The sequence below is a fragment of the Actinoplanes sp. L3-i22 genome, assembly GCF_019704555.1.
Classification (GTDB): domain Bacteria; phylum Actinomycetota; class Actinomycetes; order Mycobacteriales; family Micromonosporaceae; genus Actinoplanes.
Genome location: NZ_AP024745.1, coordinates 8,402,468 through 8,417,801, shown reverse-complemented (window position 1 = coordinate 8,417,801; position 15,334 = coordinate 8,402,468). Strand labels below are relative to the sequence as shown.

Genomic DNA, 15,334 nt, shown 5'->3' with positions numbered 1-15,334 from the left:
GCCGTCCACGACAGCGCGGGCTCCCCGTCCTCAGTCCTTGGCGAGGCCGGCCCGGCGTAGGGCGTCGGCCATCGCGTCGTTGCCGAAGTTGCCACCGCCACTGCTGCCGCCGCGCTGACCGCCCTGGCCGCCGCCGCCCTGCCGGGGCTGGCCGCCGCGCTGACCGCCGCCGCCCTGGCCACCACCACCGCGCTGGCCGCCGCGCTGACCGCCCTGGCCACCGCCTTGACCGCCGCGCTGGCCGCCCTGACCGCCACCCTGACCGCCGCGCTGACCACCCTGGCCGCCGCCCTGGCCCGCCGGGGCGCCCGGGGCGCGGTCCTCGCGCGGCGGGCGGTTCCGGTTCGGCTCGTCGGAGAGGCGCATGGTCAGCGAGATCCGCTTGCGGACCGGGTCGACCTCCAGCACGCGGACCTTCACCACGTCGCCGGACTTGACCACCTCGCGCGGGTCCTGGACGAACTTCTCGGACAGCGCCGAGACGTGCACCAGGCCGTCCTGGTGGACGCCGATGTCGACGAACGCGCCGAACGCGGCCACGTTGGTGACCTGGCCCTCCAGGACCATGCCGGGCTTGAGGTCGGCGATCTTCTCGACGCCCTCGGCGAAGGTGGCGGTGGTGAACGCCGGCCGCGGGTCCCGGCCCGGCTTCTCCAGCTCCTTGAGGATGTCGGTGATGGTCGGCAGGCCGACCGTGTCGGTGACGAACCGGTCCGGCCGGATGCCCTTGAGCAGCGGGCTGTTGCCGATCATCGTCTTGACGTCCGAGCCGGCCGCCGCGGCGATCGTCCGGACCAGCGGGTACGACTCGGGGTGCACGCTGGAGAAGTCCAGCGGGTCCTCGCCCTCGCGGATCCGGAGGAAGCCGGCGCACTGCTCGAACGCCTTCGGGCCGAGCCGGGCGACCTTCTTGATCTCGTTGCGGTTCTTGAACGGGCCGTTCTGGTCGCGGTGCAGCACGATGTTCTCGGCCAGGCCGGCGGTGATCCCGGAGACCCGGGTGAGCAGCGGCGCGGAGGCGGTGTTGACGTCCACGCCGACGCCGTTCACACAGTCCTCGACGACCGCGTCGAGCGAGCGGGCCAGCTTCACCTCGGACAGGTCGTGCTGGTACTGCCCGACGCCGATCGACTTCGGGTCGATCTTGACCAGCTCGGCCAGCGGGTCCTGCAGGCGGCGGGCGATGGAGACCGCGCCGCGCAGCGACACGTCCATGCCGGGCAGCTCCTGCGAGGCGTACGCGGAGGCGGAGTAGACCGACGCGCCGGCCTCGGAGACGACCACCTTGGTCAGCTTCGCGTCCGGGTGCTTCTTGATCAGCTCGGTGGCGAGCTTGTCGGTCTCCCGCGAGGCGGTGCCGTTGCCGATCGCGATCAGCTCGACGTTGTGCTTGGAGGCGAGCGCGGCCAGCTTGTGGATCGACTCGTCCCACTTGTTCTGCGGGACGTGCGGGTAGATCACGGCGGTGTCGACGCACTTGCCGGTGGCGTCGACGACGGCGACCTTCACGCCCGTACGGAAACCGGGGTCCAGGCCCATCGTGGCGCGAGTCCCGGCCGGAGCCGCGAGCAGCAGATCGCGCAGGTTCGCCGCGAAGACGCGGACCGCCTCGTCCTCGGCCGACTCCCGCAGCCGGACCCGCAGGTCGGCGCCGAGGTGGATGAGGATCCGGGTGCGCCAGGCCCAGCGGACCGTGTCGACCAGCCACTTGTCGCCGGGACGCTTCAGGTCGGTGATCTGGTTGCGCCCGGCGATGCGGCCCTCGAAGTAGCCCTCGTCCTCCTCCGGGTGCGGCTCCATGGTGAGGTCCAGGACCTCCTCCTTCTCGCCACGGAGCATCGCCAGGATGCGGTGCGAGGGGAGCTTGGCGTACGGCTCGGCGAAGTCGAAGTAGTCGGAGAACTTCGCCCCGTCGGTCTGCTTGCCGTCGCGCACCTTCGCGACCAGCCGGCCCCGCGTCCACATCTGCTCGCGCAGCTCGCCGATCAGGTCGGCGTCCTCGGCGAACCGCTCGATCAGGATGGACCGGGCGCCGTCCAGCGCCGCCTGGCCGTCCGCGACGCCCTTCTCGGCGTCCACGAACGCCTCAGCGGCCGCTTTCGGGTCGACGGTGGGGTCACCCAGCAGACCGTCCGCGAGGGGCTCCAGGCCCGCCTCACGGGCGATCTGTGCCTTGGTGCGGCGCTTCGGCTTGAACGGGAGGTAGATGTCCTCCAGCCGGGCCTTGGTGTCCGCCTCGAGGATCTGCTGCTTCAACGCGTCGTCCAGCTTGCCCTGCGAGCTGATCGACTCCAGCACCGCGGCCCGCCGGTCCTCCAGCTCCCGCAGGTAGCCCAGGCGCTCCTCGAGGGTGCGCAGCTGGGTGTCGTCGAGGGTGCCGGTGATCTCCTTGCGATAGCGGGCGATGAACGGCACGGTGGCGCCGCCGTCGAGCAGCTCGACCGCGGCGGTGACCTGCCCTTCGCGGACCCCGAGCTCGGAGGCAATGCGCTGATGGATCGCTGTCGTCACGACGACGATTGTTACCGAGCCCGCGGCGGCTTGTCGCGCCGCCCCGCACACCCGGCGGTAGATGATCACCCGTAGGGCGCCCGCGACGCGCCCAGCCGATGTCTGGCTCCCGAGTGAACCGCCCGACCGGGTGCCCCGTCGCGACCTGCGGAAACGCGTTCCGGGCGGACGCGGCCGGCGTGGAGTGGGACGTTTACTAGAGACAACCCTTCGGGGCTTTGGCATTGTTGCTGCATGACGCTTGCTGTCCGGGCGGTCGCCGCCACTGATCAGGGCCTGGTCCGGTCCAACAACGAAGACTCGGTTTTCGTCGGAAATCGCCTCTTCGTGGTCGCGGACGGCATGGGCGGTTTGCCCGCCGGTGAGCTGGCGAGCGACATCCTGGTGCAGGTGCTCGGCGGCGTCGACCAGAAACCGGACACCGGGGAGCCGCTGCAGGATCTGATCGAGGCGCTCCAGGTGGCGAACAAGCAGATCGAGAAGTCGGTCGCCGAGGACGACGCCCGGGACGGCATGGGCACCACGGTGACCGCGCTGCTGCTCTCCGGGGACCGGCTGGCCGCCCTCAACGTCGGCGACTCCCGCTGCTACCTGCTCCGCGACGGCGAGTTCCAGCAGCTCACCCGGGACGACACGTATGTGCAGGCGCTGGTCGACCAGGGCGTGCTGACGCCGGACGACGCCCGCCGGCACCCGCAGCGCGCGCTGGTCACCCAGGCCGTGCAGGGCGGCCCGTTCCGCCCGGCCGGCCGGATGATCCCGGCCCGGGTCGCCGACCGGTACCTGCTGTGCAGCGACGGCCTCTCCGACTACGTGGAGGACGCGGTGATCGCCCAGACGCTGCGGGACAACCCGGACCGGCGGACCTGCGCGGCCGAGCTGATCAACCGGACGCTGGAGAACGGCGCCCCGGACAACGTCACCGTGATCATCGCGGACGTGGTCGAGGTCTGATCACGGCAGGTCGAGGAGTTCGCGGACGGCGTGCTCGACGGCGTTCATGGTCCGGTGCGAGACGTAGCCGTGGTTGTCGCGCAGCGCGGTCCGGTCGAGGATCTGGACCACGCTGTGAATCCGGACGAAGGCGCCCGCCAGCGGATCGCCGGGCTCCAGCCGGACGGCCAGGTGATTCGGGTGCGGCACGTCCCGGACCACCGCGAGCGCCCAGATCGCGAGTTCGTCCACCGCGTTGTACTCGTCGTTGCTGATCACCAGCACCCGGTGCTGGGCGCCACCGCGCAGCAGCGTCCAGATCTGGCCGCGGTTCACCATTCGGCGTCGCGCAGCGCGATGTCGTTGCTGCTCTCGATCAGGTCACGGGCGGCGTCGGCCTGCTCCGGCGTGCGGGAGCGGAGGAACTCGCCGAACGCGTGCGCCGCGGCGCGCTGGCGAGCCCGACGGGCGTCCGGCAGCACGCGGCGGACCGCCTCGGTCACCGCGGCGGAGGCGTTGCCCCGGCTCTGCAGATAGGCGGCCACGTCGTCGGGCACGCTGATGCTGAGTTTGACGGTCATACTTTGATCCTACCGAGGCTTGGGTAGGCTCGGCGGGTGCTGATGGCGACGGAACGGTTGGTCCTGCGGAGGTTCCGGGCGGCGGACGCGGTGCCGCTGGCGGCGTACCGGTCGGATCCGGCGGTGGCGCGCTACCAGTCCTGGGACGCGCCGTTCCCGATCGGGAAGGCCGAGACCGCGGTGCGGAACTTCGCGGCCGGCTCGCCCGACCAGCCCGGCTGGTTCCAGTACGCGATCGAGCTGACCGCGTCCCGGGAGCTGATCGGGGACGTGGCCGTCCGGCTGCACGACAACCACAAGCAGGCCGAGATCGGGTTCACGCTGGCTACGCCGTACCAGGGGAAGGGTTTTGCGACCGAGGCCGTGAGCGCCGTCCTGGACCGGTTGTTCCGCCTGCAGGGGCTGCACCGGGTGATGGGCGAGTGCGACGCGCGGAACACGCCGTCGGCGGCGCTGATGGCGCGGCTCGGGTTCACCCGGGAGGGGCTGCTGCGGCAGCAGACCTTCATCAAGGGCGAGTGGACCGACGACCTGCTGTTCGGGATTCTCGCCCCGGAGTGGCTGGCCCGGGAAACTGTCGTACCGGCGTGATGGGATCGTCGCATGGACATGGACGGGTTCTGGCGGCTGATCGAGGACAGCGGGCGCGAGGGTCCCGGCGATCGTGACGGGCGGCTGGCCGGGGCGCTGCGCGGGCTCGACCCGGCGGACATCGAGGATTTCGAGGTCCGCCTGCAGGAGCTGCGCGACCGGGTCGACACCAACCTGATGTGGGGCGCGGCCTACCTGATCTGTGGCGGGCTCTGCTCGGGCGACGGGTTCTGGTATTTCCAGCCCTGGCTGGTCGGGCAGGGCCGGGCCGCGTTCGAGGCGGCCGCCGCCGATCCGGACACGCTGGCCGGGCTGCCGGCGATCCAGCGGCTGGGCGGTCGCACGACGCGGCACTGGACCGACGACGAGTGGCCGGAGTGGGAGAGCCTGGCCTACGTCGCGAGTCCGGTCTACCACGAGCGGACCGGGGTGAAGGAGCTTCGGGACCTGCTGCGGGAGCGGGGCCGGCCGTTGCGGTTCGACCCCGGGCCGGTGGATCCCGAGTGGGACTTCGACGACGCGGCGGAGATGCGGCGGCGCTTTCCGCGGCTGAGCGAGCTGTTCCCGCCCGGCCGCCACCGCTAGTCGCGCCGGCTTTTCCGCGCTGAGCGAGCGCTTCCCCGCCCGGCAGCGCTTCCCCGCCCGGCAGCGCTTCCCCGTCCGGCAGCGGTTGCCCGGCCGGCCGGGCTGTCGGGGCGGGCGCGCCGCCACTGGACGGCGGCGGGGGACGGGCCGGAGCCCGTCCCCCGCCGATCACACGGTCACTTCTCGAGCTTGAGCCAGAGCGCGCCGAGCGGCGGCACGCGCAGGGCGGCCGAGTGGTCGAAGCCGTGCCACGGGATGTCGTCGGACTGGACCGCGCCCAGGTTGCCGACCCCCGAGCCGCCGTAGAGCTCGCTGTCGGTGTTGACCGCCTCCAGCCAGCGGCCGCCGCGGGGCAGGCCGATCCGGTAGTTCTCGTGCGGGACCGCGGCGAAGTTGACGATGCACGCCATCGGGTCGCCGTTCGGCGCGAACCGGACGAACGAGAACGTGTTGTGCTGCGAGTCGTCGCTGGTGATCCAGCGGAAGCCGGACGGGGAGGTGTCCTGCGTCCAGATCGCCGGCGTCTCCTTGTAGACCCGGTTCAGGTCGGCGACCAGGCCCTTGATCCCGCCGAACTGCGGGTCGTCGAGCAGCGCCCAGTCCAGCCCGCGCTCCTCGCTCCACTCCCGCAGGTCGCCCATCTCGGCGCCCATGAACAGCAGCTGCTTGCCGGTGAACGCCCACATGAAGCCGAGCAGCGCCCGGGTGTTGGCCAGCTTCTGCCACAGGTCGCCGGGCATCTTGCCGGTCAGCGAGCCCTTGCCGTGCACCACCTCGTCGTGGCTGATCGGCAGGATGTAGTTCTCGCTCCACGCGTACACGGTGGCGAAGGTCATCTGGTGGTGGTGCCACTGCCGGTAGATCGGCTCCTTCTCCATGTAGGAGAGGGTGTCGTTCATCCAGCCCATGTTCCACTTGAAGCCGAAGCCCAGGCCGCCGAGGTGGGTCGGGCGGGTGACGCCCGGCCACGCGGTGGACTCCTCGGCGATGGTGACGACGCCGGGGTGGTTCTTGTAGACGGTCGCGTTCATCTCCTGCAGGAAGCTGATCGCGTCGAGGTTCTCCCGGCCGCCGTACTGGTTCGGGGTCCACTCCCCGTCCTTGCGGGAGTAGTCCAGGTAGAGCATCGACGCGACGGCGTCGACGCGCAGGCCGTCCGCGTGGAACTCCTCGCACCAGTAGAGCGCGTTGGCGACCAGGAAGTTGCGGACCTCCTTGCGGCCGAAGTCGAACACGTAGGTGCCCCAGTCGGGGTGCTCGCCGCGCCGCCAGTCGCCGTGCTCGTAGAGCGGGGTGCCGTCGAAGCGGGCCAGGGCCCACTCGTCCTTCGGGAAGTGGGCCGGCACCCAGTCCAGGATCACGCCGATCCCGGCCTGGTGCAGCTTGTCGACCAGGTAGCGGAACTCGTCGGGGTTCCCGAACCGGGAGGTCGGCGCGAAGTACCCGGTGACCTGGTAGCCCCACGAGCCACCGAACGGGTGCTCCATCACCGGCATCAGCTCGACGTGCGTGAAGCCGGTCTCGACCACGTAGTCGACCAGCTGGGTGGCCAGCTCGACGTAGGAGAGGCCGGGCCGCCACGAGCCCAGGTGCACCTCGTAGCAGCTGGTCGGCTCCTGGTGCCAGGCCTTGCCGGCCCGCTCGCGCAGCCACTGCTCGTCGTGCCACTCGTAGGACGACTCGAAGACCACCGAGGCGGTGGCCGGCGGGATCTCGGTGTGCTGGGCGAGCGGGTCGGCGTGCTCGCGCCACTGCCCGTCCCGGCCCAGGATCTTGAACTTGTACTTGGAGCCGACGTGCGCGGCCGGGACGTAGATCTCCCACACCCCGCTGGAGCCGAGCGACCGCATCGGCCACCCGTCGAACGGCCCCCAGCCGGTGAAGTCGCCGACCACCTGCACGCCGCGGGCGCTCGGCGCCCACACCGCGAACGCCACGCCGGCGCCGCGCGGCTGCGCGCCCAGCACCTTCCACAGTTTCTCGTGCCGGCCCTCGCCGATCAGGTGCAGGTCCAGCTCGCCCAGGGAGGGCAGATGCCGGTACGGGTCGTCGACCTGCGTCCCGTCCACGTCGAGGCGGTAGTCCAGGACCAGCCCGGGCAGTTCGGCCGCGAAGATCCCGTCCGGGTGGACCAGGGTCGTCTCGTACCGCTCGTCCTCGTGCAGGACGGTGACGGCCTTCGCGCCCTTGCGCAGGGTCCGGATGACGGTGTGGCCCCCGCCGGGGTGCGCCCCGAGGACGGCGTGCGGATCGTGCGTGTCGCCGGCGATCACGGCGTTCATGGCGCGCTCGTCGGCGGCCAGGCGGGAGGTGGTGTGCCCGATCATCTTCGCTTCCTCTGACATAGGGGGTCAGCCGACCAGCCGGGCGATGGAGCGGAGGGGGATCCGCAGCCAGCCGGGGCGGTGTCGGGCTTCGTAGGCGGCCTCGTAGACCGCCTTGTCCAGTTCGTACGCCGCCAGCAGCGCACCCTGATCGCGCGGGTCCACGCCGGAGGCGTGCGCGTACCCGTCGCAGAACGCCGCCCGGTTGCGGTCCACCCACTCGCGGGCCCGGGCCGCCAGGTGCTCGTCGTCGTCCTGGTCGACGAGCAACTGGTACGCCGCGTACTCGTAGGAGCGCAGCACGCCGGCGACGTCCCGCAGCGGCGAGTCGGGCAGTCGCCGCTCGTCCAGGGGCTGGCCCGGCTCGCCCTCGAAGTCGATCAGCAGCCAGGCCTCCGGGGTGCGTAGCACCTGCCCGAGGTGCAGGTCGCCGTGCACCCGCTGGACGATCACCTGCTCGCCGGTCCGGGCGGTGAACTGCTCGGTGATGGCCGGCACGTACTGCTGCAGCTCGGGCACCGCGTCGGCGGCCGTCCGCAGCCGGGCCAGCACCGCGTCGAGCGGGAACGGCGCCGGGCCGGCGCCGAGCTCCTCGGCCAGGGTCAGGTGCACCGAGGCGACCGCCTCGCCGAGCCGGTAGGACTCGCCCTGGAAGTCACCGCCGGCCTGGTCGGCGCGGAACTCGGCGTCGGCGAACAGGTCGCGGGCCGACGCGGTGGCCATCGCCCAGCCCTCGGCCGAGTTCGCCGCGTACGCGGTGACCATGCCGAGCGCGCACTGGCCGCCGTTGTCGGACGCCTCGAACGAGCCGAGCAACCGGGCCACGTGCGGGTTGCCGGCCCGGCCGAGCACCCGGTTCAGCTCGATGTCCGGGTTGATCCCGCAGGTGACCCGGCGGAACAGCTTGAGGATCGCGTCCTGCTCGAAGATCACGCTGGTGTTGCTCTGCTCGGCGTCGAACACCCGCGGCCAGCTCTCCAGCGGCAGCTCGACGTCCGGCTCCTTCTCGAAGGTCAGGTCGCCGACCGGTTCGGACCGGTCGATCAGACCCAGCAGGAACCGGGCGGCCTCGGCGTCGTAGAGCGCGTCGTAGCCGGTCCGGCCCTCGTCGTCGGCGCCGATCGTGGCGACCGCGCTGTACTCCGGGATCGGCAGCGAACCCCAGGCGACCACCACCTGGTAGCGCTCCGAGCTGCCGTCGGTGTACGAGACGTCGATCAGCACCAGCTCGAGATCGTCGCCGAGCGGGGTGGCGGACGCCTGTTTGACGTCCGCGAGCACCCGGCTGCGCCCGGCGTACCAGCGTTGTTTCGGTAACCACTCGGCATAAGGCAGCGTCATTGCTTCTCCTCAGACCCGCACAACTGGAACCAGTAGAAGCCGTGTCCCGGAAGGGTCAGAAGGTACGGCAACTGTCCGACGCGGGGGAAGTTGACGTGACCGGTCAGCTCCACCGGCGTGTACCCGTTCCAGTGCTGCAGGTTGAGCTCGATCGGCTGCGGGAAACGGGACAGGTTGTTGACGCAGAGGACCACGTCGTCGCCGTACTCCCGCAGGTAGGCCAGCACCGAGGGGTTGCTGCCGCCCAGCTCACGGAACGTGCCGACGGCGAACGCCTCGTGTCGCCGGCGTACCGCGAGCATCGTCCGGGTCCAGTTCAGCAGCGACGTCGCGCTGTCCCGCTGGGCCTCCACGTTGACCGCCTGGTAGCCGTACACCGGGTCCTGGTTGACCGGCAGGTAGAGCCGGCCCGGTGTGGCGGTGGAGAAGCCGGCGTTGCGGTCCGGCGTCCACTGCATCGGGGTGCGCACGCCGTCCCGGTCGCCGAGCCAGATGTTGTCGCCCATCCCGATCTCGTCGCCGTAGTAGAGCACCGGCGAACCGGGCAGCGACAGCAGCAGCGCGGTGAACAGCTCGATCTGGTTCCGGTCGTTCTCCAGCAGCGGGGCCAGCCGGCGGCGGATGCCGACGTTGGCCTTCATCCGCGGGTCCTTGGCGTACTCCGAGTACATGTAGTCGCGCTCTTCGTCGGTGACCATCTCGAGCGTGAGCTCGTCATGGTTCCGCAGGAAGATGCCCCACTGGGTGTTCTCCGGGATGGCCGGCGTCTGGGCCAGGATCTCCGAGATCGGAAAACGGGATTCCCGGCGTACGGCCATGAAGATGCGCGGCATCAGCGGGAAGTGGAACGCCATGTGGCACTCGTCGCCGCCGGACTTCGCGTCGCCGAAGTACTCCACCACGTCGGCCGGCCACTGGTTCGCCTCGGCCAGCAGCACCCGGCCGGGGAACTCGTCGTCGATCACCTTGCGGCAGTGCTTCAGGAACGCGTGGGTCTGCGGCAGGTTCTCGCAGTTGGTGCCCTCCTCCTCGAAGAGGTAGGGGACCGCGTCCAGCCGGAAGCCGTCGATGCCCAGGTCCAGCCAGAACCGGAGCACGTCGAGCATGGCCTCCTGGACGGCCGGGTTCTCGTAGTTGAGGTCGGGCTGGTGGGAGAAGAACCGGTGCCAGTAGAACTGCCGTCGCACCGGGTCGAACGTCCAGTTCGACTCCTCGGTGTCGACGAAGATGATCCGCGCGTCCTGGTACTTCTCGCTGGTGTCGTTCCAGACGTAGAAGTCGCCGTACGGCCCGTCCGGCTCGTGCCGGGACGCCTGGAACCACGGGTGCGAGTCCGACGTGTGGTTCATGACCAGGTCGGTGATCACCCGGATGCCGCGCTTGTGCGCCGCGTCCAGCAGGGCCACGAAGTCCTCGACCGTGCCGAACTCCGGCAGCACCTTGTAGAAGTCCCGGATGTCATAGCCACCGTCGCGCAGCGGCGAGTCGTAGAACGGCGGCAGCCAGAGGCAGTCCACGCCCAGCCACTGCAGGTAGTCCAGCCGCTCGATCAGGCCGCGCAGGTCGCCGCCGCCGTCCGACCCGGAGTCGTAGAACGCCCGGACCAGCACCTCGTAGAAGACCGCACGCTGGAACCAGGTCCGGTCGGCCGGGAGCGCCCGGGCATGACCGAAGTCGGACGAGTCCGGGTGTTCGACCACCCCGTCCTCGGTGTGACTTCCCTCAGCCGGGTCGTGCTCGCCAGTCAGCTCCACAGTTGTTCCCCCTACCCCGCCTGCACGATGAAGATGTGCGCCGGCTCGACATAGGGGTCGATCCGGACCGCGTTGTACTGCCCCCACTCGTACGTCGCCCCGGAGATCTGGTCGACCACGGTGAAGCGGTCGTGCCAGTCGAGCCCGAGGGCGGGCATGTCGAGTGTGGTGTTGCCCCACTGCACATTCGTGGCGTCGAAGGAGACGATGACCAGCACGGTGTTGCCGGTCTCGGCGTCGCGCTTGGAGAAGCACAGCAGCGCGCCGTTGTCGATCTCGTGGAATCGCAGGTTACGGAGCCAGTGCAGGGCAGGATTCCGCTCGCGGGTCCGGTTCAGCTTGGTCAGGTACGGCGCGAGCGAGCGCCCGGCCCGCTCGGCGGCCGCGTAGTCCCGGGGCTTGAGCTCGAACTTCTCGTTGTCGAGGTACTCCTCCGAGCCCGGCCGGGGCACGTGCTCGAACAGCTCGTAACCGGAGTACATCCCCCAGGACGGGGTGAGCATCGAGGCCAGCACCGCGCGGATCTTGAACATCGCCGGGCCGCCGTGCTGCAGCGACTCGTGCAGGATGTCCGGCGTGTTGGGCCAGAAGTTCGGCCGCATCCAGTCCAGCGAGGTGAGCAGCTGCTCCATGTACTCGCGCATCTCGGCGGCGCTGGTGCGCCAGGTGAAGTACGTGTACGACTGGGTGAAGCCGATCTTGCCGAGCCCGTTCATCATGGCCGGCCGGGTGAACGCCTCGGCCAGGAACAGCACGTCCGGGTGCGACTCCTTGACCTTGGGGATCAGCCACTGCCAGAAGTTGACCGCCTTGGTGTGCGGGTTGTCGACGCGGAAGATCCGCACGCCGTTGTTCACCCAGTGCATCACCACGCGGTAGACCTCGTCGCGCAGCGTGCGGTAGTCGTTGTCCCAGTTGATCGGGTAGATGTCCTGGTACTTCTTGGGCGGGTTCTCGGCGTACGCGATGGTGCCGTCGGCCTTCGTGGTGAAGAACTCCGGGTGCTCGGTGACCCACGGGTGGTCCGGCGCGGCCTGCAGCGCGAGGTCGAGCGCCACCTCCATGCCCAGCTCCTCGGCCCGCTCGCGGAAGAACACGAAGTCCTCCAGCGTGCCGAGCTGCGGGTGGATCGCGTCGTGGCCGCCCTCGTCCGAGCCGATCGCCCAGGGCGAGCCGACGTCCTCGGGACGGGCCACCAGGGTGTTGTTGCGGCCCTTACGGTTGATCTTGCCGATCGGGTGGATCGGCGGCAGGTAGACGACGTTGAAGCCCATCTCGGCGACGGCCGGCAGGCGCTCCGCGGCGGTCCGGAAGTTGCCGTGCCTGATCGGCGTGGCGTCCGGCCCGATCTCGGCGCCCTCGGAGCGGGGGAAGAACTCGTACCACGCCGAGTAGAGGGCGCGCTCGCGATCGACCCAGACGGCGAACGAGCGGGTGGTGGTGACCAGCTGCCGCACCGGGTTGTGCCAGAGCAGCTCCTCCAGGTCCAGCGCCGGGGTGACCCGGGAGAACAGCGACCGCTGCTGATCGCGCAGCGCCGCGGCCGCGTCGCGGACCCGCTCCTCCTGGTCGGCCGGCACGATCTTGACCGCCAGCTCCAGCACGTCGGCGCCCTCGGCGAGGTCGTTCGCCAGGTCCTCGGCGCCCTGGCCGGCGCCGATCTTCTTCACCACGGCGTCGCGCCACGTCCGGTACGGATCGTCGAACGCCTCCACCGTGAACGTCCACCGGCCCACCTCGTCCGGGCGGATCGTCGCGTGCCACTGGTCGAGGCCCGGCGCGCCGGGGGTCATCCGCGTGAACGCCTGCGTCAGCCCGTCGGGGCCACGCCATACCACGTTCACACCCAGTGCGTGATGACCTTCGCGATAGGACACCGCGGAAACCGGTACGAGTTCACCGACCACCGCCTTGGCGGGGTAGCGGCCACCGGACACAGCCGGTGTCACGTCTTCGATGGGGAAGCGACCGGTCATGATCTCCACCGTAGTCAGAGGGGCTCAGCAGGACCCGGCGACCGAAAAAACCGTCGCGGTCGTCCTATGACTTCTCCGGAGTGGAGATTCTGAAACGCTGGGGGTTCCGCGAACCGGCCGATCGCCGATGCGCCAAACCTACCGGAGAACCCCTACCGCTTCGCATCCGTACGGGGCCGCGCGCTGCTGGAAAACACGACAAGTTCACCTTCCGGCAACAGGCTCCGAGTGCGCCTCACCCGCAGCGAGGGAACCGCTCCAGCGAGCAAGATCGGGTTCCCGTCGCGCGCTGCCGTCGCCGCGGACCCGGCCGTCCCGGTGAACGCGCTGGCCACCGTGGCTGTCCTGATCCCCGTGCGGGTCGTCGGGGGCCCATCCGTCACCTCGGTCACGCGCGGTCCGCCCGGTCACGGCGCCCGCCGCGGATGTCGCGAGAACGGCACCGGGCCGAGACGTGCGGGCGGCGCGGCGCGGCGCGGACGGCCACGGCGATCACGACGTACATCCGATCGGGTGTCCTCCCGGCCCTCGGGTGTGCCTCGGTTGCCGTGCGTTGCCATCGAGGAACCTGGCTCAAGGGGCCGCCCGCGCGACCGAGTTATCCCTTCGACGCCAGCCGAACACCGGCCCGGCGCCTGAGGTAAGGAGAACGTCGTGGCCGGACCGTCGACCGCACTGTCCCCGGTGATCGCCGCCAGCACCCACTGGCTGGCCCGGGCGTACCCCGGTGGGGAGTCGAACACGGTCGCGCACACGCTCTCCGAGCTGCAGGCCCGGCAGGCCGTGACGGTCGCCGCCTGGCTGCGCTACCCGACCGAGATCGACGCCGCGCTGGTCGCCATCGCCGGGCCCGGCGGGTCCGCGCTGCTGGACTGGAAGGCCGGCAGCGAGCCCGAGGACGAGTACGCCGACGGCGAGGGCTGGCGTACCTGGGTCGACGAGGTCGTCGTCAGCTGGGCCGCGTGCCTGCTCGCCGACCCGATGCTGGCCCGCCGCGGGGTGGACGCGGTGATCGCCGCGGTGCCGATGTCGGACCCGCGGCCTCGGCCGCACGCTCGCCGCACCGGTGGGCTGCCCAGCGAGTTCCGCCGGCTGTTGCAGCCGGACGTCCGGGACCGGGAGGCCGCCACGCTGCTGCGCCACCCCGACCTGCTGGAGCCGATCGCCGCGATGCACCGCGACACGCTCCTGTACCTGCTGGACGCGGAGGTCGCCGGCTCCGAGGGCCTCGCCCAGCTCGGCGGGGACCGCACCGCCTGATGACTTGTTGAGCCCTCTTCGTTCCGGTGTGCTGGGGCGTCCCCCGACGCCCGCCGGACAGCGCACCTGACCCCCTGCGAAGAGGGTAGGGAAACCGTACGGCCGGCACCCCTTTACCTCCTGGGGGGTGCCGGCCGTATGGCCTTTTTTGGCTTCTCTAGTCCTCGGCGAGGCGGGCCGGGAAGCCGCCGGTGGCGATCGGGCCCCAGGCGTCGACGGTCACGCGGATCAGGCACTTGCCCTGGTCACGCATGGCCTGCCGGTACTCGTCCCAGTTCGAGTGCTCGCCGGAGATGCAGCGGAAGTACTCCACCAGCGGCTCGACCGCGTCCGGCAGGTCGATCACCTCGGCGGTGCCGTCGACCTGGACCCACGGGCCGTTCCACTCGTCGGAGAGCACGCAGAGCGTCACCCGCGGGTTGCGCCGGATGTTCGCGACCTTGGCCCGCTCCGGATAGCTGGAGATCACGATCCGGCCCTCGGCGTCGACGCCACACGTGTTCGGCGACGACTGCGGGGTCCCGTCCTTGCGGACCGTCATCAGGATCGCGTGGTGCCGCGGGCGCAGGAACGCGACCAGCTCGTCCCGGCTCGCCCGGGTGTTCGTGGCGATCGTGCGGGCCATCAGTGCGCCTCCTCGGCGTTCACGGTGTGCGCCTCGGCCGCGGCCGGGTCACCGGGGCGGCCGGCGTCGACCGGGATCGCGCCCGGGTGCGGCCGGCCGTGCCCGGAGCCGGCCTGCCCGGCGGAGACCGCGGCGCCGATGATGCCGGCGTTGTTCAGCAGCGTGGCCGCCACCACCGGCGTGTGGATCTCCAGCAGCGGGAAGTACTTGTCGGCCTTCTTGCTCACCCCGCCGCCGATGATGAACAGCCGCGGGGAGAGCAGCATCTCGACGTGCCGCAGGTACTTGGTCACCCGGCCGGCGTACTTCTCCCAGCTCATGTCCTCGGCCTCGCGGATCCGGTCGGCCGCGATCAGCTCCGCGTCCTTGCCGTCGATCTCCAGGTGGCCGAGCTCGGTGTTGGGCAGCAGCACGCCGTCCAGGAACAGCGCCGTGCCGATGCCGGTGCCCAGGGTCACCATCATGATCAGACCGGACTGGTCGCGGCCGGCGCCGAACGCCACCTCGGCCGCGCCCGCCGCGTCGGCGTCGTTGAGCACCGTGACCGGCTTGCCCAGCCGCTCGGTGAACAGCTGCGCCGCCGGCGCGTCGATCCAGGACTTGTGGACGTTCGCCGCGGTCCGGGTCACGCCGTCGACGACCACGCCCGGGAACGTGACGCCGACGCTGTCGTACCCGTCGAACTTGGCCGCCACCTCGGCGACCGCGTCCACGACGCGCTCCACGTCGGCGGGCTGTGGGGTGGGCACCCGGAAACGTTCTTCGAGCAACTCGCCGAGCACCGTGTCGACCGGCGCTCCCTTGACGCCCGAGCCGCCGATGTCGATGCCGAGGATGGTCATCCGTGTCTTCC

General features: G+C 70.7%; 13 protein-coding genes. 4 read left to right on the top strand and 9 right to left on the bottom strand.

Annotation, left to right across the window (positions count from 1 at the left end; genetic code table 11):
- Positions 1 to 30: 30 nt before the first annotated feature.
- On the bottom strand, positions 31 to 2,511 hold the full coding sequence (locus L3i22_RS37805; protein ID WP_221322256.1) for a Tex family protein: 2,481 nt from the start codon (positions 2,509 to 2,511) through the stop codon (positions 31 to 33).
- A gap of 234 nt (positions 2,512 to 2,745) precedes the next feature.
- Between L3i22_RS37805 and L3i22_RS37800 the strand changes: the two genes are divergently transcribed.
- On the top strand, positions 2,746 to 3,465 hold the full coding sequence (locus L3i22_RS37800) for a PP2C family serine/threonine-protein phosphatase (protein ID WP_221322255.1): 720 nt from the start codon (positions 2,746 to 2,748) through the stop codon (positions 3,463 to 3,465).
- Here L3i22_RS37800 and L3i22_RS37795 read toward each other — a convergent pair whose 3' ends face one another.
- Complete coding sequence (locus L3i22_RS37795) at positions 3,466 to 3,783, bottom strand: type II toxin-antitoxin system PemK/MazF family toxin (RefSeq protein WP_221322254.1); 318 nt, start codon at positions 3,781 to 3,783, stop codon at positions 3,466 to 3,468. It abuts the gene before it with no gap.
- The gene (locus L3i22_RS37790) at positions 3,777 to 4,025 is read right to left on the bottom strand and encodes a hypothetical protein (RefSeq protein ID WP_221322253.1); all 249 of its coding nucleotides are present in this window, start codon (positions 4,023 to 4,025) and stop codon (positions 3,777 to 3,779) included. The genes L3i22_RS37795 and L3i22_RS37790 overlap by 7 nt, the downstream gene beginning before the upstream one ends.
- 42 nt (positions 4,026 to 4,067) lie before the next feature.
- On the opposite strand from L3i22_RS37790, the gene L3i22_RS37785 reads away from it, so the two are divergent.
- The gene (locus L3i22_RS37785; protein ID WP_255658743.1) at positions 4,068 to 4,616 is read left to right on the top strand and encodes a GNAT family N-acetyltransferase; all 549 of its coding nucleotides are present in this window, start codon (positions 4,068 to 4,070) and stop codon (positions 4,614 to 4,616) included.
- A gap of 12 nt (positions 4,617 to 4,628) precedes the next feature.
- Positions 4,629 to 5,201 carry a DUF4240 domain-containing protein gene (locus L3i22_RS37780; RefSeq protein ID WP_221322251.1) on the top strand — a complete coding sequence of 191 codons (573 nt, stop codon included), beginning with the start codon at positions 4,629 to 4,631 and terminating at the stop codon, positions 5,199 to 5,201.
- A gap of 176 nt (positions 5,202 to 5,377) precedes the next feature.
- Here the strand turns inward: L3i22_RS37780 and glgB are convergent, their stop codons facing one another.
- The 4 genes from glgB to L3i22_RS37760 all read right to left on the bottom strand — a co-directional run bounded on the left by glgB (position 5,378) and on the right by L3i22_RS37760 (position 12,596).
- Positions 5,378 to 7,483 carry a 1,4-alpha-glucan branching protein GlgB gene (gene glgB, locus L3i22_RS37775; RefSeq protein ID WP_221330362.1) on the bottom strand — a complete coding sequence of 702 codons (2,106 nt, stop codon included), beginning with the start codon at positions 7,481 to 7,483 and terminating at the stop codon, positions 5,378 to 5,380.
- 69 nt (positions 7,484 to 7,552) lie between these two features.
- Positions 7,553 to 8,866 carry a maltokinase gene (locus L3i22_RS37770; RefSeq protein WP_221322250.1) on the bottom strand — a complete coding sequence of 438 codons (1,314 nt, stop codon included), beginning with the start codon at positions 8,864 to 8,866 and terminating at the stop codon, positions 7,553 to 7,555.
- Positions 8,863 to 10,620, bottom strand: coding sequence for a maltose alpha-D-glucosyltransferase (gene treS, locus L3i22_RS37765; protein ID WP_221322249.1), 1,758 nt, complete (start codon positions 10,618 to 10,620; stop codon positions 8,863 to 8,865). Before treS ends, L3i22_RS37770 begins: the two co-directional genes overlap by 4 nt.
- 11 nt (positions 10,621 to 10,631) lie before the next feature.
- Positions 10,632 to 12,596 (bottom strand): alpha-1,4-glucan--maltose-1-phosphate maltosyltransferase, encoded by a 1,965-nt coding sequence (locus L3i22_RS37760; protein ID WP_221322248.1) that lies wholly within the window; start codon positions 12,594 to 12,596, stop codon positions 10,632 to 10,634.
- Between the two features lie 654 nt (positions 12,597 to 13,250).
- Here L3i22_RS37760 and L3i22_RS37755 point away from each other — a divergent pair.
- Positions 13,251 to 13,856 carry a hypothetical protein gene (locus L3i22_RS37755; RefSeq protein ID WP_221322247.1) on the top strand — a complete coding sequence of 202 codons (606 nt, stop codon included), beginning with the start codon at positions 13,251 to 13,253 and terminating at the stop codon, positions 13,854 to 13,856.
- A gap of 157 nt (positions 13,857 to 14,013) precedes the next feature.
- On the opposite strand, the gene L3i22_RS37750 is transcribed toward L3i22_RS37755, so the two are convergent.
- Together L3i22_RS37750 and ppgK are read right to left on the bottom strand one after the other, a co-directional pair.
- The gene (locus L3i22_RS37750; RefSeq protein ID WP_221322246.1) at positions 14,014 to 14,481 is read right to left on the bottom strand and encodes a PPOX class F420-dependent oxidoreductase; all 468 of its coding nucleotides are present in this window, start codon (positions 14,479 to 14,481) and stop codon (positions 14,014 to 14,016) included.
- On the bottom strand, positions 14,481 to 15,323 hold the full coding sequence (gene ppgK, locus L3i22_RS37745; protein WP_221322245.1) for a polyphosphate--glucose phosphotransferase: 843 nt from the start codon (positions 15,321 to 15,323) through the stop codon (positions 14,481 to 14,483). Before ppgK ends, L3i22_RS37750 begins: the two co-directional genes overlap by 1 nt.
- Positions 15,324 to 15,334: the final 11 nt, after the last annotated feature.

Bases quoted from the DNA above. Each gene is read 5' to 3' on its own strand.
- L3i22_RS37780 (WP_221322251.1), top strand. From the start codon at position 4,629: ATGGACATGGACGGGTTCTGGCGGCTGATCGAGGACAGCGGGCGCGAG.
- L3i22_RS37800 (WP_221322255.1), top strand. From the start codon at position 2,746: ATGACGCTTGCTGTCCGGGCGGTCGCCGCCACTGATCAGGGCCTGGTC.
- L3i22_RS37790 (WP_221322253.1), bottom strand. From the start codon at position 4,025: ATGACCGTCAAACTCAGCATCAGCGTGCCCGACGACGTGGCCGCCTAT.
- glgB (WP_221330362.1), bottom strand. From the start codon at position 7,483: ATGAACGCCGTGATCGCCGGCGACACGCACGATCCGCACGCCGTCCTC.
- L3i22_RS37750 (WP_221322246.1), bottom strand. From the start codon at position 14,481: ATGGCCCGCACGATCGCCACGAACACCCGGGCGAGCCGGGACGAGCTG.
- L3i22_RS37785 (WP_255658743.1), top strand. From the start codon at position 4,068: ATGGCGACGGAACGGTTGGTCCTGCGGAGGTTCCGGGCGGCGGACGCG.
- L3i22_RS37795 (WP_221322254.1), bottom strand. From the start codon at position 3,783: ATGGTGAACCGCGGCCAGATCTGGACGCTGCTGCGCGGTGGCGCCCAG.
- L3i22_RS37760 (WP_221322248.1), bottom strand. From the start codon at position 12,596: ATGACCGGTCGCTTCCCCATCGAAGACGTGACACCGGCTGTGTCCGGT.
- L3i22_RS37770 (WP_221322250.1), bottom strand. From the start codon at position 8,866: ATGACGCTGCCTTATGCCGAGTGGTTACCGAAACAACGCTGGTACGCC.
- ppgK (WP_221322245.1), bottom strand. From the start codon at position 15,323: ATGACCATCCTCGGCATCGACATCGGCGGCTCGGGCGTCAAGGGAGCG.